We start from the raw sequence: 21,121 nt of genomic DNA on the forward strand, positions 1-21,121 counted from the left end.
CTCACTGCAGCATGAGACCACGGGAGACCTTGTATGTCTGATTTTCCAACGTCGGCGCGCGTCGTCATTATCGGTGGCGGAGCGGTCGGCGTCTCCTCGCTTTATCACCTCGCCAAGGCAGGCTGGACCGATTGCGTATTGCTTGAAAAGAACGAGCTGACGTCGGGCTCGACATGGCATGCGGCGGGCAATGTGCCAACCTTTTCGGCCTCGTGGTCAGTGATGAACATGCAGCGCTACTCGGCCGAGCTCTATCGTGGTCTGGCTGCCGAGGTTGACTACCCGATGAATTATCATGTCACCGGCTCGCTGCGGCTCGCGCATACGAAGGAGCGCATGCGCGAGTTCCAGCGGGTCAAGAGCATGGGCCGCTATCAGGGCATGGATATTGATGTGCTGGGCGTTGATGAAATCAATGGCCGCTATCCGTTCATTGCGACGCACGAGCTTGAAGGCGCCCTCTACGATCCTAACGATGGCGATATAGATCCGGCGCAATTGACGCAGGCCCTCGCCAAGGGCGCGCGCGACATGGGCGCGAAGATCATACGCTTCTGTCCGGTCACCGGCGCACGCCGCGAGAACGATGAGTGGGTGATCTCCACTCCACAGGGCGACATACGTTGCGAATATGTGGTCAATGCAGCCGGTTACCGGGCACAGGAGATCGGCAAGCTGTTCGGTCGCGATGTGCCGATGATGGTTATGAGCCATCAATATCTGCTGTTCGACGAAATTCCCGAAATTGCCGGCTGGTCTCGCGAAAACGGCCACAAACTGCCGCTGCTACGCGACGTGGATTCCTCCTATTACCTGCGGCAGGAAAAGAACGGCATGAATCTAGGGCCATATGAGAGCAATTGCCGCGCGCATTGGGCGACCGCCGATGATCCAATGCCGGATGATTTCTCCTTCCAGCTTTTCCCGGACGATCTAGAGCGGCTGGAGTGGTATCTGAACGACGCCATTGCGCGGGTTCCCATTCTCGGGACCGCAGGCTTGTCGAAGATCATCAACGGTCCAATTCCCTATGCCCCGGACGGCAATCCACTGATCGGTCCGATGCCGGGTGTGCCCAATGCATTCGAAGCCTGTGTCTTCACGTTCGGCATTGCGCAGGCGGGCGGTGCAGGCAAGGTTCTGGCCGAATGGGTGACAGAAGGCGCGACAGAGTGGGACATGTGGTCGTGCGATCCGCGCCGTTTCACCGCTTTTGCCGATCCTGAATATTGCGTTGCCAAGGGGCTCGAAGTCTACGGGCACGAATATGCCATCCACTTCCCGCGCCATACGTGGCCGGCGGGCCGCAACAAGAAGCTCTCACCGGTCCATGATCGCATTTCCAAGTTGGGTGCGCAGTTCGGCGCCTACAATGGCTGGGAGCGGGCAAACTGGTACGCGCAGCCGGGCGACGATGTTTCGGAGGAATCAACGCAAACCTTCCTGCGTGATGGACCGTGGCAGCAGCGTATCCGCGAAGAGTGCCATGCCGTGCGCGACGCCGTCGGCATTCTCGACTTGCCGGGTTTCTCGCGCTTCAAGGTCAGCGGCGAGGGCGCCCGCGAATGGCTGTCGACGCTGATCACCGGTATCGTGCCGAAGCCGGGACGGATCGGCCTTGGTTATTTCTCCGATGACAAGGGCCGGGTAGTCACCGAAATGTCTATCATGGCGATCGACGAGAATGTGTTCTTCCTGATCACCGCGGGCGTTGCCGAATGGCATGATCGCGATTGGCTGCTGAACCATCTGCCGAAGGGCAGCGCAATCAGCATCGGCAACGTCACGGAAGATTTCTCCTGCCAGATCGTCACCGGGCCGAAGGCCCGCGATCTGTTCCGGGATATCTGCGATGCGGACCTGGAGAAATCCTGGCTCTCGCACCAGACGACGCGGATCGCCGGGCGCTATTGCCAGTTGGTGCGCGTATCCTTTGCCGGTGAGCTTGGCTGGGAGGTGCATACCAAGATCGCCGACACCGCCGCGATTTTCGATACGGTCTGGGAGGCGGGACAGAAATATGGGATCAAGCCCTTCGGCATGTTCGCATTGGATTCCCTGCGCCTTGAAAAGGGCTACCGCGCCTGGAAGGGTGATCTTTCGACCGACTACACACCGCTACAGAGTGGCCTCGAGCGCTTCATCAAGTGGGAAAAGCCGGAATTCATCGGCAAGGCCGCGCTGGAAAGCGAAAAGCAGCAAGGCGTGAAGAAACGTTTCGTCACGCTGACTGTCGATGCCGGGGATTGTGACGCGCCCTATATGTCGACGCTCTGGCATCAAGGCGATATCGTCGGTGAAACCACATCCGGGGGCTGGGGCCACCGCATCGACAAATCGATCGCACTTGGCATGTTGAAAACAGAACTCACCGAGCCGGGGACTGAAGTCGAGGTGGAAATCTTCGGCGAGCGTTACAAGGCGACCGTTCATCCTGACCAGCCGCTTTGGGATCCCAAAAACGAGAGAATTCGCGCATGAGCTCACTTCCCACCAAAGCGCGCGCCGTCATAATTGGCGGCGGTATTTCCGGCTGTTCCGTCGCCTATCATCTCGCCAAGCTCGGCTGGACCGATATCGTTCTGCTGGAGCGCAAGCAATTGACCTCCGGCACCACGTGGCACGCGGCTGGGCTCATCGGCCAGCTGCGTGCCTCGCAGAACATGACACGGCTGGCGAAGTATTCTGCCGACCTTTATGTCAAGCTGGAGGCAGAAACCTGCGTCGCCACGGGGATGCGGCAGGTGGGCTCGATCACCGTTGCCTTGACTGAAGAGCGCAAGCACGAGATTTACCGGCAGGCTTCGCTAGCGCGCGCCTTCGATGTCGATGTTCGCAAAATATCTCCAAATGAAGTCAAGGAGATGTATCCGCATCTTAACGTTGAGGATGTGGTGGGCGCGGTGCATTTGCCGCTCGACGGGCAGTGTGATCCGGCCAATATCGCCATGGCTCTGGCCAAGGGCGCTCGCCAGCGCGGTGCGAAGATTGTCGAGAACGTCAAAGTCACCGCAGTTCTCAAAAAGAATGGCCGCGTGACAGGTGTGACCTGGGCGCAAGGTGAAGAACGGGGCACGATCGAGACCGACGTGGTGATCAATTGCGCAGGCATGTGGGCGCGCGATCTTGCCGGGACATCGGGTGTTACCGTGCCACTGCACGCGTGCGAGCATTTCTACCTCGTCACGGAAGCGATTGAAGGACTGGGACGGCTGCCGGTGCTGCGCGTTCCCGATGAATGCGCTTATTACAAGGAAGACGCCGGCAAGATGATGCTCGGCGCCTTCGAGCCGGTCGCCAAGCCCTGGGGCATGAACGGCATTTCGGAAGATTTCTGTTTCGATCAGTTGCAGGAAGATTTCGAGCATTTTGAACCCATTCTCGAAATGGGCGTTAATCGCATGCCGATGCTCGGCACCGCCGGAATCCATACATTCTTCAACGGTCCCGAAAGCTTCACCCCCGACGACCGCTATTATCTTGGGGAAGCGCCGGAACTTGGCGGCTATTGGGTCGCTGCAGGCTATAACTCGATCGGAATTGTTTCTTCCGGCGGCGCCGGCATGGCACTGGCGCAATGGATCCACGATGGCGAAGCGCCGTTCGACCTGTGGGAGGTGGATATCCGCCGCGCGCAGCCATTCCAGAAGAACCGGCGCTATCTGAAGGAGCGGGTCTCGGAGACGCTCGGCCTGCTCTATGCCGATCACTTTCCCTACCGGCAGATGGCCACATCGCGCAATATCCGACGCTCGCCAATTCATGAACATCTTAAGCAGCGGGGGGCTGTCTTCGGTGAGGTCGCTGGATGGGAGCGTGCCAACTGGTTTGCCAAAGAAGGTCAGGAGCGTGAATACCGCTATTCGTGGAAGCGGCAGAACTGGTTCGACAACCAGCGCGAAGAACACCTTGCGGTGCGCAATGGGGTCGGTCTGTTCGACATGACTTCATTCGGCAAGATTCGTATCGAAGGCCGTGACGCACTGGCATTCCTGCAGAAGGTCTGCGCCAACCAGCTCGACGTTGAGCCAGGCCGCATCGTCTACACGCAAATGCTCAACAATCGCGGCGGGATCGAAAGCGATCTGACGATCACGCGTCTATCGGAAACAGCCTTCATTGCCGTGGTTCCCGGTGCGACCCTGCAGCGCGACCTTGCCTGGATGCGCAAGCACCTCAAGGATGAGTTCGTCGTCATCACCGACGTGACCGCAGCGGAATCGGTGCTGTGTTTGATGGGACCGAAATCGCGCGAACTGATCCAGAAGATCAGCCCGAACGATTTCTCCAACGAAGCCAATCCCTTCGGCACTGCGCGGGAGATTGAAATCGGTATGGGCCTCGCACGGGCACATCGCGTGACCTATGTCGGTGAACTCGGCTGGGAGCTCTATGTCTCGACGGATCAGACCGCGCATGTCTTCGAAACCATCGAGGAGGGTGGCAGGGAGCTGGGTCTCAAACTCTGCGGCCTGCATACGCTCGACTCATGCCGCATCGAGAAGGCGTTCCGCCACTTTGGCCACGACATCACCGATGAAGACCACGTGCTGGAGGCAGGGCTTGGCTTTGCAGTGAAGGCAGACAAGGGTGACTTCATCGGCCGCGAGGCCGTGCTGAAGAAGAGGGAAGCCGGACTTGATCGCAGGCTGGTGCAGTTTCGCCTGAGCGATCCCGAACCGCTGCTTTTTCACAATGAGGCTATCGTCCGTGATGGGGAGATTGTCGGAACGATCACCTCGGGCAATTACGGCCATCATCTCGGCGGCGCGATCGGATTGGGCTACGTCCCCAGCAAGGAAGAGAACCCGGAACAGGTTCTGGCTTCGAATTACGAGATCGAGATCGCCGGAGTGCGGGTGAAGGCCGAGGCTTCATTAAAGCCGATGTACGATCCAAAGGCTGAACGCGTAAGGATGTGAGACTGGCCGGGTTTGACCCGGCCAGCCCTTCAACTCAATTCATGCTTGTCAGGACCGTCTCGAACTGCTCCAGAGCCCAGTCGATCTGGTCGCGCTTGATTACCAGCGGCGGAGCAATACGGATCGTGTCACCGTGGGTGTCCTTGGCGAGAATGCCGCGTTCTTTCAATTCGTTGCAGAAGCGGTTGGCACCGCCGGCTTCCGGATGCAGCTCAACCGCCAGCATCAGCCCGCGACCGCGCACTTCCCGCACGATATTGCTGCGAATACCCTTGAGCTGCTGCAGGAAGTATTCGCCTTCGATGCGGGAGTTTTCGATCATGTTTTCCTCGGTGAGAACGCGCAACGCAGCCCGTGCAATGGCACAGGCAAGCGGGTTGCCGCCGAAGGTGCTGCCATGCTGTCCCGGCTTAAGCACGCCGAGAACGTCGCTGTTGGAAAGCACTGCTGACACCGGATAGAAGCCGCCGGAAAGCGCCTTGCCGATCAGCGTCACGTCAGCCTCGATGCCTTCGTGCTCTTCTGCCAAGAGGGCACCAGTGCGACCAAGGCCGGTCTGGATCTCGTCCAGAATGAGCGTAACGTTGTTTTCGGTGCAGAGCTCGCGCACCTTGCTGAAATAGCCCTTAGGCGGAATGATCACACCGGCTTCACCCTGGATCGGCTCCACCAGGAAGCCAACCGTGTTGGGTGTCAGCGCCGCGGCAAAGGCATCAATGTCGCCGAACGGAACGATCTTGAAACCCGGAGCGAACGGACCGAAATTTTCGCGTGCAGAAGGATCGGTGCTGAAACCGACGATACCCATTGTGCGACCATGGAAATTATTCGAACAGACGATGATTTCGGCGGCGTTTTCCGGCACGCCCTTGACCTCGTAGCCCCATTTGCGCACGGCCTTGATCGCGGTCTCGACCGCTTCAGCGCCGCTGTTCATCGGCAGGATCTTGTGCGAACCGGTGAGCGCTGCGAGTTCCTCGTAGAACAAAGCCAGCTGGTCATTGCGGAAAGCGCGAGAGGTCAGCGTCAGCTTTCCGGCCTGCTCCGTCATTGCTTTCAGAATTTTCGGATGGCAGTGGCCCTGATTGACGGCGGAATAGGCGGACAGGCAATCGAGATAACGATTGCCATCGATATCCCAGACATGCACGCCTTCACCACGCTCCAGTACCACGTCAAGCGGCTTGTAGTTATGCGCCCCAAGGCGGGATTCTGTCGAGATCAGGTCAGCGGCTGTGTGCAGCAAAATATCCTCCTATTGCCGAATTCATGCGTTCAGAGCGGCTGCGCTCTGGTCCGAAAGAGTTGGTTTGTCGAAAATCTGACGACCGAAAATACTCGCGACGAGATCAACGAGAAGCAGGGCGCTCTTGCCGCGCTCGTCCAGAAATGGATTGAGTTCAACCACGTCGAGCGAACCGACAACGCCGGAATCATGCAGCATTTCCATAACGAGATGTGCTTCGCGATAGGTTGCGCCACCGGGAACAGTCGTTCCGACGCCGGGTGCAAGTGAGGGATCGATGAAATCAACGTCGAAGCTCACATGCAGAATGCCATTGGCCTTTTGCACCCGCTCGATGATTCCGCGCATCAATTTGGCGATGCCAAACTCATCGATCTTGCGCATGTCGATGACATCAATGCCGCGTTCGCGCAAAAGTACGCGCTCGGTCGAGTCGATGGAGCGAATGCCAAAGAGGTGGAGGTTTTCCGGCTTGACGAATCCATGCGGCTCGTTGCCCAAGACACCTTCAAGCCCGGGTTCGCGGCACAGCAGCGCAGCCGACATGCCGTGCATGTTTCCGGATGGCGAGGTGGCCGGTGTATTGAAATCGGAATGGGCATCCAGCCAGAGCACGAACAATTCACGGTTGTGTTCTTCGCAATAGCGGGCAACGCCGCTGACCGAACCCATGGACAGGCTATGATCGCCGCCAAGAATGACCGGGAAGCTGCCGTGTTTCATCGCCTCATAGGTCTCGGCGCTCAGCATACGCGACCACGCGGCGATTTTCTCGATATGATGCGCAAGGCCCGCGACCGGCGGAACGACTGGCAATACATCCGGCAGGCGTAGATCACCGCGGTCTTCCACCGGGTGGCCAAGCTCTTCGAGCGTGCGGATCAGGCCAGCGGTGCGCAGGGCTGCAGGCCCCATCAGTGCGCCGAGCCGGCCCGCGCCTTCCTCGATCGGTGCACCAATGATGGTCAGCTTCTGCTTGTGAGTGTCTTCGAAATTGCCTTGCATGTTCATCAACAACCGCCACTTTCGCGTTTGAATGGTCTAGGATCCGGAAAAAATAATACCATGTTTTCACCGCGATATTGGCACGTCGGCGCGGTGACAAAAAGACAGCATCCTGTTAGAAATGCGCATATATATGCGCACTTCGCTCAATCACATTGATCAGATTGGAAGACGATGGATGATGTAGATCGTAAATTACTATCTTTGCTGCGAGATGATTGCCGTTTGCCGGTTTCCTCCATGGCGACAATTCTCGGCATTTCTCGCGCGACGGTAAGAACGCGCATCGACAAGCTGACGACGGATGGAACGATACAGGGTTTCACGATCACGCTGAAAGCTGGCGCCGGCATTTACGGCGTGCGGGCAATTGCCATGATTGAAGTGGCCGGGCAGGGAGCAGAAAAAGTCATCCGGCGCCTGCAGGGCTTTCCGGAAATCCGCGCCATGCACACGACGAACGGTCGCTGGGACATCGTCGCCGAGATAGAGGTGGAGACATTGGAAGCCTTTGACCGCACCTTGCGCGACATCCGGCATATTGACGGAATCACCTCGACCGAGACAAGTATCCTTCTATCGACCCGCAAGAGCGGATAATCTCAGCGGCTGAAAGGGAGATTGGCGCTTGCACGTTCGTGAAATTCCATGGCTGGAGCCGGTCGAGGCCGCCGAGCGGTTGAAGCCGCTTGGCGGATTGAGCTTTCTCGACAGCGCCATGCGTCACGAGAATCTCGGCCGGTACTCCTATGTGGCGGCCGACCCCTTCGGCAAACTGGTCGTACGGAACGGCATGGCTAGCTGGAATGGCGAACTGCTCGACCAACCGCCCTTAGACGCTATCTCGCATTATCTCGATCTGTATCGCCTGGACGACCAACCAGAACTTCCGCCGTTCCAGGGCGGGGCTATCGGTTATTTTTCCTATGAGATCGGCCGCCTGCTGGAGCGTCTGCCGCAGCCCGATGCTCCGGCCCAAGGGTCAATGCCGGATGCTGCCTGGTATTTCTACGACGTTGTGTTGGCTTTCGACCATCAGACCGAGCGGGCCTGGCTGATATCATCCGGTTTGCCCGAGGAGAGCATCGAAGCACGGCTAGCGCGAAGTATTGAGCGATCCGAATTGTTCTTGGGAACGATCCAGCGGGAATCGGGGCGGGAGGCTTCCGAACCGGGATACGATTTGAGGATACCAAGAGCTTCGTGGCAGTCCAACTTTGAACGCGAAGAGTATATGCAGGCCGTTGCCAAGGTCGTGGAATATATCCTAGACGGCGATATCTTTCAGGCCAATATCGCCCAGCGCTTCATGGCTGACTTGCCAAAAACCTTCGCACCATGGCGGTTCTACAAAGCATTGCGAAAGCGAAACGCGGCGACGTTTGCTGCTTATCTCGATCATGGTGATATCATTGTCGCGTCGAGTTCGCCGGAACGTTTCATCTCCGTGAAGGGCGACCAAGTCGAGACGCGACCGATCAAAGGCACGATGCCGCGATCATCGGATCCGAACGAAGACAAGCGTTTAGCCGAGATACTTCTCAAATCGGAGAAGGATCGTGCCGAAAACCTGATGATCGTCGACTTGATGCGCAACGATCTTTCCCGCGTCTGCCGTCCGCATTCGGTGCTGACGCCGGTGCTTTGCGGTCTCGAAACCTATGCGAGCGTCCATCATCTGGTCTCTGTGGTTACCGGACGTCTGGCAGAGGGAAAATCCTTGGTGGATCTGATCAGAGCAGCGTTTCCAGGCGGGTCGATCACCGGTGCGCCAAAGCTTCGAGCCATGGAGATCATCACCGAAATCGAGTGCGAAGCACGGGGTGTCTATTGCGGTTCCATCGGCTTTATCGGATTCAACGGCAATTTCGACGGCAATATTGGTATTCGCACGGTGCTGTTTCAGGGCGGAAAGGCGGTATTCCAGGCTGGCGGCGGCATCACCGCTTTGTCAGATCCCGCGGCGGAATATCAGGAAACCCTCGACAAGGCGGCCCGTATTTTCGCAGTCTTTGATCAGGGCGATGCGCCATGATCGTGATCATCGACAACTACGATTCCTTCGTTTTTACCGTGGCGCGTTATTTCGCCGAGCTCGGCGTTGACACCCGTGTGATCCGCAACGATGCGATTTCAGTGGCGGAAGTCGAGCAATTGGCACCCGAAGCGATTGTGTTATCACCAGGGCCCTGCGGGCCGTATGAGGCCGGGCAGTCCATGAATATCATCGGGACATTGAGTGGAAAGATTCCAATGCTCGGTATTTGTCTCGGTCATCAGTGTATCGGGGAAGTGTTCGGCGGCAAGGTCGTTCGCGCACGGGAGCCGATGCACGGCCGCGCCTCCGCGATCAATCACGACGGAAGCGGGATATTCAAGGGCCTGCCAAGTCCATTCCGAGCGGGGCGTTATCACTCGCTGATTGTCGAATCCATAAAGGATAATGGCGATCTGAAGGTAACCGCGAGGTCCGAGGCCGGGGAAGTCATGGGTGTTAGCCACGTGAGCCATCCGACCTATGGAGTGCAATTCCATCCGGAATCCGTGTTAACAGAATATGGTCATGCGATGCTTGGCAATTTTCTGCGGCTTTCCCGTCGATTCAATCAGCAGAAAAATTTGTCATGATGTCGCGTTACGCGCCGCTATTTTAGCCTCTTTGTTCGATATTCCTGTTGGTCGTACAGGCGATCATCCGCTAAACACACTGCTGACACTTGCCTGATATCATCTGGCGCTCAATCAAAGACAATCCGTAAAGCAACAGCAGGAGACTGACCATGCTTCGCAAGACCGATTTCTATATCAATGGAAAGTGGATAGCTCCGGCAGTGGCGAAAGAACTCGAGGTTATCAATCCGGCCGATGAACAGGCATTTGCGGTAATCTCGCTGGGTTCACCGGCCGATGTCGACAGGGCAGTCTCGGCTGCGCGCAAAGCTTTTACCACGTGGAGCGTCACGTGCCGCGAAGAGCGGCTGGCATGGCTTGAGCGGCTGCTTGTCGTTTATGAATCGCGTCTCGCCGATATGGCAAAGGCCATTTCGTCCGAGATGGGGGCACCGATCACGATGGCTCTGGACGAACAGGCGGCTTCCGGAACAGGTCATATCAAGGCGTTCATCCGGGCGCTGAAGCACTTCGAATTCGAGCGTCCACTCGACGCGCACAACAAGACAGTTCGCATTGCCTATGAGCCCATTGGTGTGTGCAGCCTGATCACGCCATGGAACTGGCCGATGAATCAGGTGGTGTTGAAGGTCGTTCCTGCGATCGCCGCTGGTTGCTCCGCCATTCTCAAACCGTCGGAGATCGCTCCAATTTCCTCCGTCATCTTTGCTGAGATGATCGATGCGTCGGGCCTACCCGCAGGCGTCTTCAATCTGGTCAATGGAGACGGTCCAACGGTCGGCGAGGCAATGTCGCGTCACCCGGGCATTGACATGATGTCGTTCACGGGCTCGACCCGCGCAGGCGTTGCCGTCACCAAAGCCGCTGCTGAAACAGTCAAGCGCGTTTCGCTTGAACTTGGTGGCAAGTCGCCCAACATTGTGTTCGCGGATGCGGATCTGGAAGCTGCGATCAAGCGCGGCGTCTCGCATGTATTCAACAATACCGGCCAGTCGTGCAACGCTCCGACGCGAATGCTTGTCGAGCGTTCGGTCTATGACAAGGCTACCGAAATTGCCGCCGCCACGGCGAAAGCCACCAAAGTGGGCGATCCCTCGCAGGATGGCGATCACATGGGGCCGCTGGTCTCGGAAATGCAGTTCAACAAGGTGCAAGGCCTGATCGAACAGGGCATCAAGGAAGGTGCACGGCTGATCGCAGGCGGCACCGGACGTCCTGAGGGCTTCAATCGCGGCTACTATGTCCGTCCGACAGTGTTCGCGGATGTCAACAATGACATGACGATCGCGCGTGAAGAGATATTCGGTCCGGTTCTTGCCATGATCCCGTTCGACACGGAAGAGGAAGCCGTCGAGATCGCCAATGATACACCTTACGGCCTCGCAGCCTATGTCCAGTCGGGTGATCGCGAGCGTATCAAGCGTGTGTCGAAGCAGCTTCGAGCTGGCATGGTCCGCATCAATGGTGCATCTCATGCGGCCGACGCTCCATTTGGTGGCTACAAGCAGTCCGGAATCGGGCGCGAGGGCGGGCATTGGGGCCTCGAAGACTTCCTTGAAGTAAAGGCTATCAGCGGTTGGGAAGATAGCGCCGCCTGAACTGCCAAAAAATGAAAGCAAGGGATGTCGCTGGTTCCATTTCGACATCCTTTGCTCTAACTGACAGTGTGTAACATTTGTCGGGAAGGCGGGTGCGGACAGCATGGATGATACAGAGACCCTACCAGAATCCGCCCCGGACGAGCAGGATGCTGACATCTACGGTGAAGACGGTGCGGTCAAGACGTCCTTTCTAGCACGTGTCGGTGCCGCTATTGCGGATCGGGACGTACTGTTTCTGCGCTCACATGTCGGCAAGCTGCACCAGTCGGAACTTGGCCACGTTCTGGAAGCGCTGCATTCCGATCAGCGCTCGGCGCTGGTCGAACTTCTGGGCGATGAGTTTGATTTTGCATCGCTCACCGAAGTGGACGAAGCCGTTCGTCTTGAAATCGTCGATGCGATGCCAAACCAGCAGATCGCCGAGGCCGTTCAGGACCTCGACTCGGACGATGCGGTCTATATTCTCGAGGATCTCGATCAGGAAGATCGTGACGAGATTCTGGCACAGCTGCCCTTCACGGAGCGTGTGCGACTGCGGCGCTCCCTGGGTTATCCCGAAGAAACCGCCGGGCGCCGCATGCAGACGGAGTTCGTCGCTGTTCCGCCGTTCTGGACCGTCGGGCAAACTATCGACTACATGCGCGACAATGACGACCTGCCGGAGTCATTCTCGCAGATATTCGTCATTGATCCGATGTTTCGGCTCCTGGGCGCTATTGACCTCGATCGCATCCTGCGCACACGGCGCGATACCAATATTGAGGAGATCATGCATGAGACACGTCATGCGATCCCCGCCACGATGGACCAGGAAGAAGCGGCGCAAATCTTCGAGCAGTACGACCTTTTGTCGGCTGCGGTGGTTGATGAGAACGAACGTCTCGTTGGTGTCCTGACCATTGAAAACATCGTTGACGTCATTCAGGAAGAGGCCGAAGAGGACATCATGCGCCTTGGCGGCGTCGGTGACGAAGAACTCTCCGACTCGGTGTTATCGACCTCCCGGTCACGCACGCCCTGGCTGGTGATAAACCTCTTTACGGCCTTCTTGTCCGCATCAGTGATTGGACTATTCGATGGCACAATCCAGCAGATGGTTGCCTTGGCCGTTTTGATGCCGATCGTGGCCTCCATGGGGGGTAATGCTGGCACCCAAACGATGACCGTGACCGTGCGCGCCTTGGCGACGCGCGACATCGATATTTACAACGCAGGGCGCATTATCCGCCGTGAAGCGTCCGTGGGCCTGATCAATGGCGTTATCTTTGCGATCATGATCGGTCTGGTTGCCGGCATGTGGTTTGCGAACGTTAATCTCGGGGGAATCATCGCGGCTGCGATGATCATCAACATGCTCGCTGCGGCGCTCGGCGGAATATTGATTCCGTTGTTACTGCATCGTTTCGGTGCCGACCCGGCCATCGCCTCGGCGGTATTTGTTACAACCGTGACCGATGTCGTTGGTTTTTCTTCGTTTTTGGGCCTGGCAACATGGTGGTTTGGCTTCAAGTAACAGCGGTTTTCCCCATCATGCACTAAAGTCCGCAACCATATACAATCGTGCAATTGACTTTTACGTAATTGCGTGGGCAAAACATTCAATCGATATAATGTGGGAATGTAGAGCAGTGTCTGCCATGCGCGAATATTATTCCATTACCGAACTGACGCGAGAGTTCGGCGTATCGACACGGACATTGCGGTTCTACGAAGACGAAGGCCTGATCCATCCGGTCCGACGCGGTCGCACTCGCCTGTTCCGGCCTTCCGATCGCCATCTGCTCAAGCAGATCCTGCGCGGCAAGCGTCTCGGCTTTTCCATCGCGGAAATTCACGAGATCGTCCAGATGTATAACGAACCGCCGGGGGAAATGGGTCAACTGCACCTCTTGATGAAGCGGGTCGAAGAAAAGCGCGCGGACCTGCGTCAGAAACGGCGTGATATCGAAGAGACCTTGACGGAACTCGACCAGGTCGAAGAAGCCTGCATCGAACGTCTGGCGGAACTTGGCGTCAATACCTGAGCACTACTGCGGCAAGCTCTGCTGCGTGCAGAAGCCGGCGATCTCCTGCATTTCCGGATCGCTCTGATCGCGCCGACCAGCGAAAACATCGTCGAAAATGCCCTGCGTTTCGGTCTGGCCGATCACACATTCGCAAAACTTCTGGCAAAACGCCTTGTCGTTGTCATTTTGGCAACTCTGAACGCAGGCCTGTCCAAAAACCTCCTGCGGCGTTGCAACCGCAGGCGGAAACAGCTGCGAAATCAGAAAAACGCAGCTGATGAGCACCGGTTGGTGGATAAGATAGAAGGCGAGGCTGTGCTTGCCGATAAAACGTAGCGATCGGTCGAGCCAGGCCGGTGCAATATTGCCGGCAAGAAGCTTCAATGCATCGAAATTTTGCATGAATTTGGCAAGTGCCATGCCGGCCAAAACGGCGCCGAACCATGGGAAGATCGGCACATAGTCATTTGAGCGAATTATGATCTCCGAAAGCCCAAGTCCCCAGAAGATCGGCGCATCGAACGTTGATGAGACGAGGTAATACGGAGCGGCAATGACCGCGACAGCAGCAATGGCGACAACTATCGCCGGAAGTCGCAGGAATAACAGGCCCAAAACACTTGCCGCGGCGATCTCATGCAGTATGCCAAAGAAAACGAAGTTATCAGGCGTGATGTACGCGGTGACGAGCGTGATCGCCAGCGCCGCGATAACGATTTGGGCAAGGCGAATGCCAAAAGGCCGCCAGCGGATCTCCTGGCCATGCGCGAGGACAAGGCTGAAGCCAACCAGGGCAAGAAAGGTCGAGGCGATGATGCGGGCATAGAGTTTCCAGGCGCCATGTCCTGTTGTTCCCGGCTCTAGATATCCGAAGAATTCGAAATCCCAACCTGTGTGGTAGGTAGCCATTGCGATGAGGGCGATGCCGCGCAGCACGTCCAGCTTGCCAAGGCGGGCTTTTGCAGGTGGATTCAAAATCTCGGCTTGGTTCATGTGGCAGAATCCCGGTCGCTACGGCTTTTGCGGCAAGCTAGGCGACATGGTCGGCAAAATCCATGGTCTTTCCTGTAAATGCCACGGAACATTTTCCGCACATATTTCAACGGTTTCTATGAAACGGACATATTATGTCGCTTGATTGACTGCTATCCACAATCTTGCGTCCGAAACTCTTGGCGACGCTCGAATCATGCCCCCAAAGTCATCCCAGTGATCAATCAGGTTCGCCATCCTATCTGGATTACCACGGCCAAACGTCCGACGGCGCGGGTGTTCGCAATCCTGTTTGGCATTGAATCCATGGCGCGGGCGATCATTACCAGCGTTGTTCCGATCCAGACCTACGATCTCATGCAGAGCGAGCGCGGCGTCAGTATTCTTTATACGTGCATGTCCTTGCTCGGATTGATCTCCACGCTGTCTATTCCGCTGCTCATCGTTCGTATTCCACGCCGCTGGGTCTATACGGCGGGAGTCGCATCCCTGATGCTGGGTTGCTGTGCCTTTGCGCTCGATACGCTGCCCGCGCAGGGGGCGGGGCTGTTCCTGCGGACCTTTGGCGCCGGCACGCTATCGATCACACTCAGCCTCTACATCATGGACCATATCAAGAAGGGCGAACTGGTTCGGGCTGAATCCGTGCGGATGGCGACAGCCACCCTTGCATGGACTGGGGGGCCGTTCCTCGGCGTTTTCCTGTACACCCGGGTGGGAATGATCGCGCCATTCCTCCTGTCGATCGGTTTTTCGCTGCTTCTGCTCACGCTGTTCTGGTACTTCCGTCTTAGTGACAATCCGGCTCTGCAGAAGGGTCCTAGCCGCCCAGCCAATCCCATTGCCAATGTACGCCGCTTCGTCGTGCAGCCGCGGCTCCGGCTGGCGTGGCTGATTGCCTTTTCGCGTTCCTGCTACTGGAGCACGTTTTTCGTCTATGGGCCCATTCTCATGGTGGCGACAGGACAGGGCAAGCTCGCCGGCGGTCTTCTGGTTTCCCTTGGCAACTTGTTTCTGCTGGGCTCCATTCTTTGGGGAAAAGTAGGCATGGCGAAGGGGCTGACGCGCACGATTTCCGGTGTTTTCGTACTGCTTGCGGCGGCGCTGATCGGCGCAGGTCTTGCTGGCGAAGCATTTCCAATGATGGCTGCGATCATGCTGCTGGTCGGAGCTTTTTTCTGTGTGGCGATCGACACGCTTGGCTCGGCAACCTTCATCCGCGCGGTCCACCCGCACGAGCGAGCCCAGATGACGGCGGTATACCGAACCTATCTCGATTTTTCCGAGATTTTGCCCGCCTTCTTCTATTCAATCATCCTGTCATTTTTCCAGCTCGGCGCAATCTTCATTGCACTCGCCTGCCTGATGATCTTCACGGCAATCTTCGTCTGGCGTTATTTGCCTAGAGGATTATGAATCCGTAGTTACACTGTTCTGCATCAGCACAGCGCGAGCCGTGGAAAAGAACTGCCGACGTAGCAGAACAATCGCGACCAAAGTTGTGGTGATCATGAACAGCAGGGGATGCAGGAACCATCCGAGATAGCCGATGGAAAAGAAGATACCGCGCAGGCCGCTGTTGAAGTGCTCGCCGGCCTGAATATTGATTCCTGCTGCGCGATTGACGCTGGCAATGACCTGCGGATCATCCGGTCCCTTGTCACGCGCCATGGGCACGCCGCCAATCAGAATCGAGCAATAATTGAAGAGGCGGTACGACCAGGCAAATTTGAAAAATGCATAGGCAAAGAGGACGAGAAGTCCGAGGATCTTCGTTTCAAACAATTGCTGTGTCGTCTCGCCCAGCAACGGCAGATCATGGAAAAGTGTGAGAACGCGGCCCGATGAATTCAGCAGGCCAAAACAGCCACCGATCGCCAGAATCGATGTCGATGCAAAGAAGCCCGTACCCTGTTGCAAGCCGATCATGATGCTGGTGTCGATCATGCGCAATTCGCGGGTCGACATTGTGGCCATCCATTGGCGACGTGCCTGGTTCATCTCGTAAGTCAGCGATTTCCTGCCGGCGAAGCCATTGGCTGTGGTATGGGAATAGAGCATCCAGACAATAAAGAAATAGACGAGTGCCAGGGCGTCGAGCCAATAGGATGTATTTGGAGCAGCTTGCATTTCTTCTCTCATTCCTTGCAATCGTCGATTGCGAATGTACGTCAATTCGCTTGGTTCGCAAATCTCGTCAAGCGTCAATCCGCTAGGAACGGAGCGCGTGTTTGTGCGTGTTTTCTTTTAGCTTTTGCTTTGCAAGCCTATGTCGTAGAAACGCAAGGCAAGGTCGGTGGCGGGCTGCGGCGATTGCCGTCAACCAGCCATTATAAGATGCAATCGATTTCACTCGAGTAAGGTAGCCGGATGTTCCTGTCGGTTTTCGATCTATATAAAATCGGCATTGGTCCTTCGAGTTCTCACACCATGGGGCCAATGACTGCTGGCGGCCAGTTCCTCGAAGAACTCAAGAGCGGCCAATGGCCCCGACCGACCGGCGTCAAGGTCGACAGGCTGCGCGTGCATCTGCATGGCTCGCTCGCTTTCACCGGCATAGGCCACGCGACGGACCGTGCCGTTATCCTTGGGCTGTGCGGTCTATTGCCCGCGACCGTCGATCCAAACGAGATGGATGCATTGCTCGAGACGGTGAAGCAGACCAAACGAATCTCGCCCGAAGGTCATCCCTCCTATCGCTTCGACCCCGCAACGGACCTGATCATGGATCGGCGCACACCCCTGCCGGGACATGCAAACGGCATGGCGTTCGAAGCTTACGATGTTGACGACCGGCTGCTGTTGCGCCGCATCTTCTATTCGATCGGCGGCGGTTTTGTCGTGACGGAAGAAGAGCTGGAATCGGCGAAAACCCGCACGGCTCCCAAGGCGGAAGTTCCAGTTCCATTTCCCTTTATCAATGCCGCTCAGATGATGAGCATGGCCAAGGAAAGCGGGTTGTCGATCGCCGAGATGAAGCGGCAAAATGAAGAAGTCTTCATGAGCCGCGATGAATTGAATGCAGGTCTAGATCGCATATGGTCGGCCATGCGTTCATGCATCGATCGCGGTTTGGAACAGGAAGGCATCATGCCCGGCGGGCTCAAGGTCAAGCGCCGCGCCCGTTATCTGCACGACCGCCTGCAGGAAGAATGGCGGCAGAATCGCATCAATCCGCTGCTCGCCAATGACTGGCTGTCGGTCTATGCCATGGCGGTCAACGAAGAGAACGCTGCGGGTGGACGGGTTGTGACAGCGCCCACCAATGGTGCTGCTGGCGTTGTTCCGGCCGTTTTGCGCTACTACCTGCACTTCCATGACGACGCTGACGAAAACGGCATTCGCGATTTTCTGCTGACGTCAGCGGCAATTGGTGGCGTGATCAAGCACAACGCTTCGATTTCGGGCGCGGAGGTTGGTTGCCAGGGCGAAGTCGGTTCCGCTTCGGCCATGGCTGCAGCAGGACTGGCCGCGGTTCTTGGCGGTTCGCCCGAGCAGATCGAGAACGCCGCCGAAATTGCGCTCGAACACCACCTCGGCATGACATGCGATCCGGTTGCGGGACTTGTGCAGGTTCCGTGTATCGAACGCAATGCGCTTGGTGCGGTGAAGGCAGTTACGGCCGCGTCCCTTGCGGTCAAGGGTGACGGCACGCACTTCGTCCCGCTCGATGCGTGCATTGAAACAATGCGCCAGACGGGTGTCGACATGAACGAGCGCTACAAGGAAACCAGTCTTGGTGGTTTGGCCGTTAATGTGGTGGAGTGTTAAGCTCATCCTCCTGACAACGGCTTTGTGGAGAAACAGCCAGTTATAGTTGACGCCACAACCCGAAAGCGTAAATGCTTATCCATGGCCCTTAATCTCGTTAAACTCTGTGTCGGCTGCACCGCGATCGAAGATCTTGCGGCGTGGATCGATTTTCGCCTCGACGAGCGCAGACGGGCCGGACTGTCTGCTGAACAATTTCATACAACCCGGATGGTCCCCAAACGTGTCGAGGAATTGCTTGACGGCGGATCGCTCTATTGGGTGATCAAGGGCAACATCCAATGCCGTCAGCGGCTCACTGACATCCGGACTTTCACGGACGATGAAGGCATCTCACGGTGTCATCTGGTGCTTGAGCCGCGCATCATTCCAACGGAATGGCAGCCGCGCCGGGCATTTCAGGGTTGGCGTTATCTCACCCGCGATGATGCGCCGATCGATGAAGGGCAGGGCAAGACTGGCCGGGCAAAACTGCCGCCGGAACTGCGCAACGAACTGGCGTCGTTGGGTTTGCTCTAGTATCAGGAAATCCTTAGTTTCACCGCTGATACGCCATTGCGGCTATCTGAACGGATCCGCAGCCGAACAGGTGGCATTGCGGCACGCCGTGTTCTCGCAGCTTGGCAAAGCAGGACATTCACAAGATCCATCGTCTTGAACGCTGCATTGCCATGGCGCAAATCGGCCAGGCGCAAAGCAGCCTGTTGCAAGGCTTGTATACCGGCGAACAGCGGCTTTTCTCTGGCAGCCACCTGGCCGTGTATTTCCGTAGTAATCGACATTCGCAAAACCCTCTACACTATACAATCTGGGTCTTTGGGATTGTGTGCCCTACGATTGCGGAGCAATCGCAAAGCAGTTGAAGTTCTGGCGCTTCAATGCAGCACAGGCGGTGTTGGCTGCTTTGGCTGATGAAATGCCGGCGAAGCGGGCGCGATGATAGGTCGTCGAACCCTTCTGGAACTTTTCCGTATAGGGCGAGAGCGAGGTGATCGGACCGCCAACCTGCGCAGCAGCTTTGGACAGCATTGCCTTGGCTTCTTCAGGGCTGCCGACGGAAGCAATTTGTACCATCCAGCCGCCTGCCGGGGCCGATGCGGTCGTAACAGGATCAACCTCAGATGCATCGCCTTCGGCCATCTCGACTTTGGGCGATGGAGTCGGAACTGTCAGGATTTGCGCTGTCGGCGAGGGGGCTGGTGCCGGCTCGGCATAGGCAGTTACCACATTTGCAGTTTGCGAGACGACCTCTTGACGCTGAACGGGCAGCGGTGCGTCCTCACTCTCCGGCAGTTCGAGCGCGGCGACGGTAACCTTGCTGTTCTTGCGTGAGGCAATCAGATTGCCGCCATCACGCCGTGACGCAGCGGGAAGATATTGTTCAATCAACCTGGCCATTTGCGCGTCGCGTGCGCCGCCGCTCGTGCCACCCATGACGACTGCGACAAGTTTCTTGCCGTCCACATTGACCGAGCTCACCAGATTGAAACCCGAGGCACGTGTGTAGCCTGTCTTGATGCCGTCAACACCACGTACCTTGCCCAGAAGGCGGTTGTGGCCAACGATACGACGGCCGCGATAGCTGAAGCTGCGGGTCGAGAAATAGTCGTAGTACTGCGGAAAATGTTCGCGAAGCGCGATGCCTAGAAGTGCAAGGTCGCGCGCGGAGGACCGCTGCTGCGGATCTGGAAGACCATTCGCATTGCGGAACTGCGTGTTGCGCATGCCCAGTTGGCGTGCCTTGTTGGTCATCATCACGGCAAAACGTTGTTCCGATCCGCCAAGATATTCACCAATTGCGGTTGCTGAGTCGTTTGCCGACTTGGTGATCAGTGAAAGGATTGCGGCTTCTGCGCTGATCGACTGCCCTGGACGAAACCCGACCTTTGTCGGGGGCTGGCTAGCGGCATAGGCGGAAACCGGAATGGGTGTGGATTTGGAAACCTTGCCCGACGCCATAGCGTCGAACAGCATATACAGCGTCATCATTTTCGTCAGCGATGCGGGAAAGCGCTGCGCATCGGCGTTAGATGAATAAAGTGTCTTGCCGGTATTGGCATCCACCACAATGGCTGCCGCTTTTGTATCTGCTACTGCCTCGGTTGCGCCCGTAAGGCTGATTCCAGAAATCATCGCCAAAGCAAGGAATGCATGAGCCATTTTTTGTACGAATTTGGAACCTTGGCGGGCCTGGTAATGCACAATCAACACCTGCTCGAATATGCGCGTAGAGATTTTTCTGATGGACTGGATGCATCAGGACGAATGCAGGAACATTAGCCGCAACAGCGTTACCAAACTGTTTATGGTAACCAGGCCGTTCATAGATTCCGGGGTGTTTTGTTTAATATTTATATAATTGCTGCACCGCACAATAAATTTGACTTTTTGTGCATTGCACACTACATCAACGTCAACCCAAAAAAATCAACTGTGGAAGGATCCATCATGGCAACTCCATTCGAAACCCTCAATGATTCCAGTAAGGAATTCGTCAATAGCGCGATGAAGAGCGTTTCCGCTCTTTCTCAAGGGTTGCAAACCATTGCAAACGAAGCAGCTGACTACTCGAAGAAGTCATTCGAAGAGGGCACAGCCCTGATTGAAAAGCTTGCTACCATCAAGTCGCCGGAACAGGCTTTCGAGACCCATAGCGTGTTCTCGAAGAAGGCCTATGAGACTTTTGTTGCTCAGGCGACCAAATTTGGCGAGCTCTATGCAGACCTGGCTAAAGAGGCATACAAGCCCTATGAAGCTGTGGTAGCGAAGGTTGTAAAGTAAGCGCAACGCTTCACTGAGTGCATTCAAAAGTCCGGTTGCCCGCGCAACCGGACTTTTTTTATTCCAGGATGGCAATTCGGACTGTGCAACTGCAACTTGATATTGCAAGCTTCAGGAGAGGGCTTAAAATTGGCGCGTTGCGACCTACATAGAATGCATCGAGTG

The 21,121-nt window shown here is 56.6% G+C and carries 18 protein-coding genes; 12 read left to right on the forward strand and 6 right to left on the reverse strand.

The features are described from left to right. The first annotated feature begins 33 nt into the window (after window positions 1-33). Window positions 34-2,481 (forward strand): GcvT family protein, encoded by a 2,448-nt coding sequence (locus BLM14_RS08175; protein WP_099998918.1) that lies wholly within the window; start codon window positions 34-36, stop codon window positions 2,479-2,481. Beyond that, entirely contained in the window at window positions 2,478-4,922 is a 2,445-nt protein-coding gene (locus tag BLM14_RS08180; protein ID WP_099998919.1) for a GcvT family protein, read from the forward strand. The genes BLM14_RS08175 and BLM14_RS08180 overlap by 4 nt, the downstream gene beginning before the upstream one ends. 34 nt (window positions 4,923-4,956) lie before the next feature. On the opposite strand, the gene rocD is transcribed toward BLM14_RS08180, so the two are convergent. Both rocD and rocF read right to left on the reverse strand, forming a co-directional pair. After that, a complete protein-coding gene (gene rocD, locus BLM14_RS08185) occupies window positions 4,957-6,165 on the reverse strand; it encodes an ornithine--oxo-acid transaminase (RefSeq protein ID WP_100001103.1) in 1,209 nt (402 codons plus the stop codon). A 24-nt stretch (window positions 6,166-6,189) separates the two neighbouring features. Continuing rightward, entirely contained in the window at window positions 6,190-7,179 is a 990-nt protein-coding gene (rocF, locus tag BLM14_RS08190) for an arginase (RefSeq protein WP_099998920.1), read from the reverse strand. A gap of 168 nt (window positions 7,180-7,347) precedes the next feature. Between rocF and BLM14_RS08195 the strand changes: the two genes are divergently transcribed. The 6 genes from BLM14_RS08195 (at window position 7,348) to BLM14_RS08220 (ending at window position 13,429) form a co-directional block, all read left to right on the forward strand. Next, on the forward strand, window positions 7,348-7,773 hold the full coding sequence (locus BLM14_RS08195; RefSeq protein WP_099998921.1) for an Lrp/AsnC family transcriptional regulator: 426 nt from the start codon (window positions 7,348-7,350) through the stop codon (window positions 7,771-7,773). Between the two features lie 28 nt (window positions 7,774-7,801). Beyond that, the gene (gene pabB, locus BLM14_RS08200) at window positions 7,802-9,208 is read left to right on the forward strand and encodes an aminodeoxychorismate synthase component I (RefSeq protein ID WP_099998922.1); all 1,407 of its coding nucleotides are present in this window, start codon (window positions 7,802-7,804) and stop codon (window positions 9,206-9,208) included. Then, the gene (locus tag BLM14_RS08205; RefSeq protein ID WP_099998923.1) at window positions 9,205-9,801 is read left to right on the forward strand and encodes an anthranilate synthase component II; all 597 of its coding nucleotides are present in this window, start codon (window positions 9,205-9,207) and stop codon (window positions 9,799-9,801) included. Before pabB ends, BLM14_RS08205 begins: the two co-directional genes overlap by 4 nt. Before the next feature lie 152 nt (window positions 9,802-9,953). Continuing rightward, on the forward strand, window positions 9,954-11,402 hold the full coding sequence (locus BLM14_RS08210; RefSeq protein WP_099998924.1) for an aldehyde dehydrogenase family protein: 1,449 nt from the start codon (window positions 9,954-9,956) through the stop codon (window positions 11,400-11,402). A gap of 103 nt (window positions 11,403-11,505) precedes the next feature. Continuing rightward, entirely contained in the window at window positions 11,506-12,918 is a 1,413-nt protein-coding gene (gene mgtE / locus BLM14_RS08215) for a magnesium transporter (protein ID WP_099998925.1), read from the forward strand. 124 nt (window positions 12,919-13,042) lie between these two features. Further along, window positions 13,043-13,429, forward strand: a complete 387-nt coding sequence (locus BLM14_RS08220; RefSeq protein WP_099998926.1) for a MerR family transcriptional regulator — start codon at window positions 13,043-13,045, stop codon at window positions 13,427-13,429. A 3-nt stretch (window positions 13,430-13,432) separates the two neighbouring features. Here the strand turns inward: BLM14_RS08220 and BLM14_RS08225 are convergent, their stop codons facing one another. After that, window positions 13,433-14,404 (reverse strand): acetyltransferase domain-containing protein, encoded by a 972-nt coding sequence (locus BLM14_RS08225; RefSeq protein WP_099998927.1) that lies wholly within the window; start codon window positions 14,402-14,404, stop codon window positions 13,433-13,435. Window positions 14,405-14,620: 216 nt separating this feature from the next. On the opposite strand from BLM14_RS08225, the gene BLM14_RS08230 reads away from it, so the two are divergent. Beyond that, a complete protein-coding gene (locus BLM14_RS08230; RefSeq protein WP_099998928.1) occupies window positions 14,621-15,820 on the forward strand; it encodes an MFS transporter in 1,200 nt (399 codons plus the stop codon). Here BLM14_RS08230 and BLM14_RS08235 read toward each other — a convergent pair. After that, window positions 15,815-16,534, reverse strand: a complete 720-nt coding sequence (locus tag BLM14_RS08235; RefSeq protein ID WP_099998929.1) for a DUF599 domain-containing protein — start codon at window positions 16,532-16,534, stop codon at window positions 15,815-15,817. The two genes, BLM14_RS08230 and BLM14_RS08235, sit on opposite strands and share 6 nt — an antisense overlap. A gap of 240 nt (window positions 16,535-16,774) precedes the next feature. Here BLM14_RS08235 and BLM14_RS08240 point away from each other — a divergent pair, with 240 nt between their 5' ends. Both BLM14_RS08240 and BLM14_RS08245 read left to right on the forward strand, forming a co-directional pair. After that, window positions 16,775-18,175, forward strand: coding sequence for an L-serine ammonia-lyase (locus BLM14_RS08240; protein ID WP_099998930.1), 1,401 nt, complete (start codon window positions 16,775-16,777; stop codon window positions 18,173-18,175). Window positions 18,176-18,256: 81 nt separating this feature from the next. Then, on the forward strand, window positions 18,257-18,694 hold the full coding sequence (locus tag BLM14_RS08245; protein WP_099998931.1) for a DUF1489 family protein: 438 nt from the start codon (window positions 18,257-18,259) through the stop codon (window positions 18,692-18,694). A 2-nt stretch (window positions 18,695-18,696) separates the two neighbouring features. Here the strand turns inward: BLM14_RS08245 and BLM14_RS08250 are convergent, their stop codons facing one another. Then, on the reverse strand, window positions 18,697-18,957 hold the full coding sequence (locus BLM14_RS08250; RefSeq protein ID WP_133123880.1) for a hypothetical protein: 261 nt from the start codon (window positions 18,955-18,957) through the stop codon (window positions 18,697-18,699). Window positions 18,958-19,006: 49 nt separating this feature from the next. Continuing rightward, window positions 19,007-20,335, reverse strand: a complete 1,329-nt coding sequence (locus tag BLM14_RS08255; protein ID WP_100001105.1) for a D-alanyl-D-alanine carboxypeptidase — start codon at window positions 20,333-20,335, stop codon at window positions 19,007-19,009. A 288-nt stretch (window positions 20,336-20,623) separates the two neighbouring features. Here BLM14_RS08255 and BLM14_RS08260 point away from each other — a divergent pair, with 288 nt between their 5' ends. Continuing rightward, the gene (locus tag BLM14_RS08260) at window positions 20,624-20,956 is read left to right on the forward strand and encodes a phasin family protein (RefSeq protein ID WP_099998933.1); all 333 of its coding nucleotides are present in this window, start codon (window positions 20,624-20,626) and stop codon (window positions 20,954-20,956) included. Window positions 20,957-21,121: the final 165 nt, after the last annotated feature.

This window comes from Phyllobacterium zundukense (assembly GCF_002764115.1).
Lineage (GTDB): Bacteria > Pseudomonadota > Alphaproteobacteria > Rhizobiales > Rhizobiaceae > Phyllobacterium > Phyllobacterium zundukense.

What these genes read in the sequence shown, in the direction of transcription:
- BLM14_RS08175 (WP_099998918.1), top strand. Translation starts at nt 34, where the DNA reads ATGTCTGATTTTCCAACGTCGGCGCGCGTCGTCATTATCGGTGGCGGA.
- BLM14_RS08180 (WP_099998919.1), top strand. Translation starts at nt 2,478, where the DNA reads ATGAGCTCACTTCCCACCAAAGCGCGCGCCGTCATAATTGGCGGCGGT.
- rocF (WP_099998920.1), bottom strand. Translation starts at nt 7,179, where the DNA reads ATGAACATGCAAGGCAATTTCGAAGACACTCACAAGCAGAAGCTGACC.
- BLM14_RS08195 (WP_099998921.1), top strand. Translation starts at nt 7,348, where the DNA reads ATGGATGATGTAGATCGTAAATTACTATCTTTGCTGCGAGATGATTGC.
- BLM14_RS08205 (WP_099998923.1), top strand. Translation starts at nt 9,205, where the DNA reads ATGATCGTGATCATCGACAACTACGATTCCTTCGTTTTTACCGTGGCG.
- BLM14_RS08210 (WP_099998924.1), top strand. Translation starts at nt 9,954, where the DNA reads ATGCTTCGCAAGACCGATTTCTATATCAATGGAAAGTGGATAGCTCCG.
- mgtE (WP_099998925.1), top strand. Translation starts at nt 11,506, where the DNA reads ATGGATGATACAGAGACCCTACCAGAATCCGCCCCGGACGAGCAGGAT.
- BLM14_RS08220 (WP_099998926.1), top strand. Translation starts at nt 13,043, where the DNA reads ATGCGCGAATATTATTCCATTACCGAACTGACGCGAGAGTTCGGCGTA.
- BLM14_RS08225 (WP_099998927.1), bottom strand. Translation starts at nt 14,404, where the DNA reads ATGAACCAAGCCGAGATTTTGAATCCACCTGCAAAAGCCCGCCTTGGC.
- BLM14_RS08235 (WP_099998929.1), bottom strand. Translation starts at nt 16,534, where the DNA reads ATGCAAGCTGCTCCAAATACATCCTATTGGCTCGACGCCCTGGCACTC.
- BLM14_RS08240 (WP_099998930.1), top strand. Translation starts at nt 16,775, where the DNA reads ATGTTCCTGTCGGTTTTCGATCTATATAAAATCGGCATTGGTCCTTCG.
- BLM14_RS08245 (WP_099998931.1), top strand. Translation starts at nt 18,257, where the DNA reads ATGGCCCTTAATCTCGTTAAACTCTGTGTCGGCTGCACCGCGATCGAA.
- BLM14_RS08250 (WP_133123880.1), bottom strand. Translation starts at nt 18,957, where the DNA reads ATGTCGATTACTACGGAAATACACGGCCAGGTGGCTGCCAGAGAAAAG.
- BLM14_RS08255 (WP_100001105.1), bottom strand. Translation starts at nt 20,335, where the DNA reads ATGGCTCATGCATTCCTTGCTTTGGCGATGATTTCTGGAATCAGCCTT.
- BLM14_RS08260 (WP_099998933.1), top strand. Translation starts at nt 20,624, where the DNA reads ATGGCAACTCCATTCGAAACCCTCAATGATTCCAGTAAGGAATTCGTC.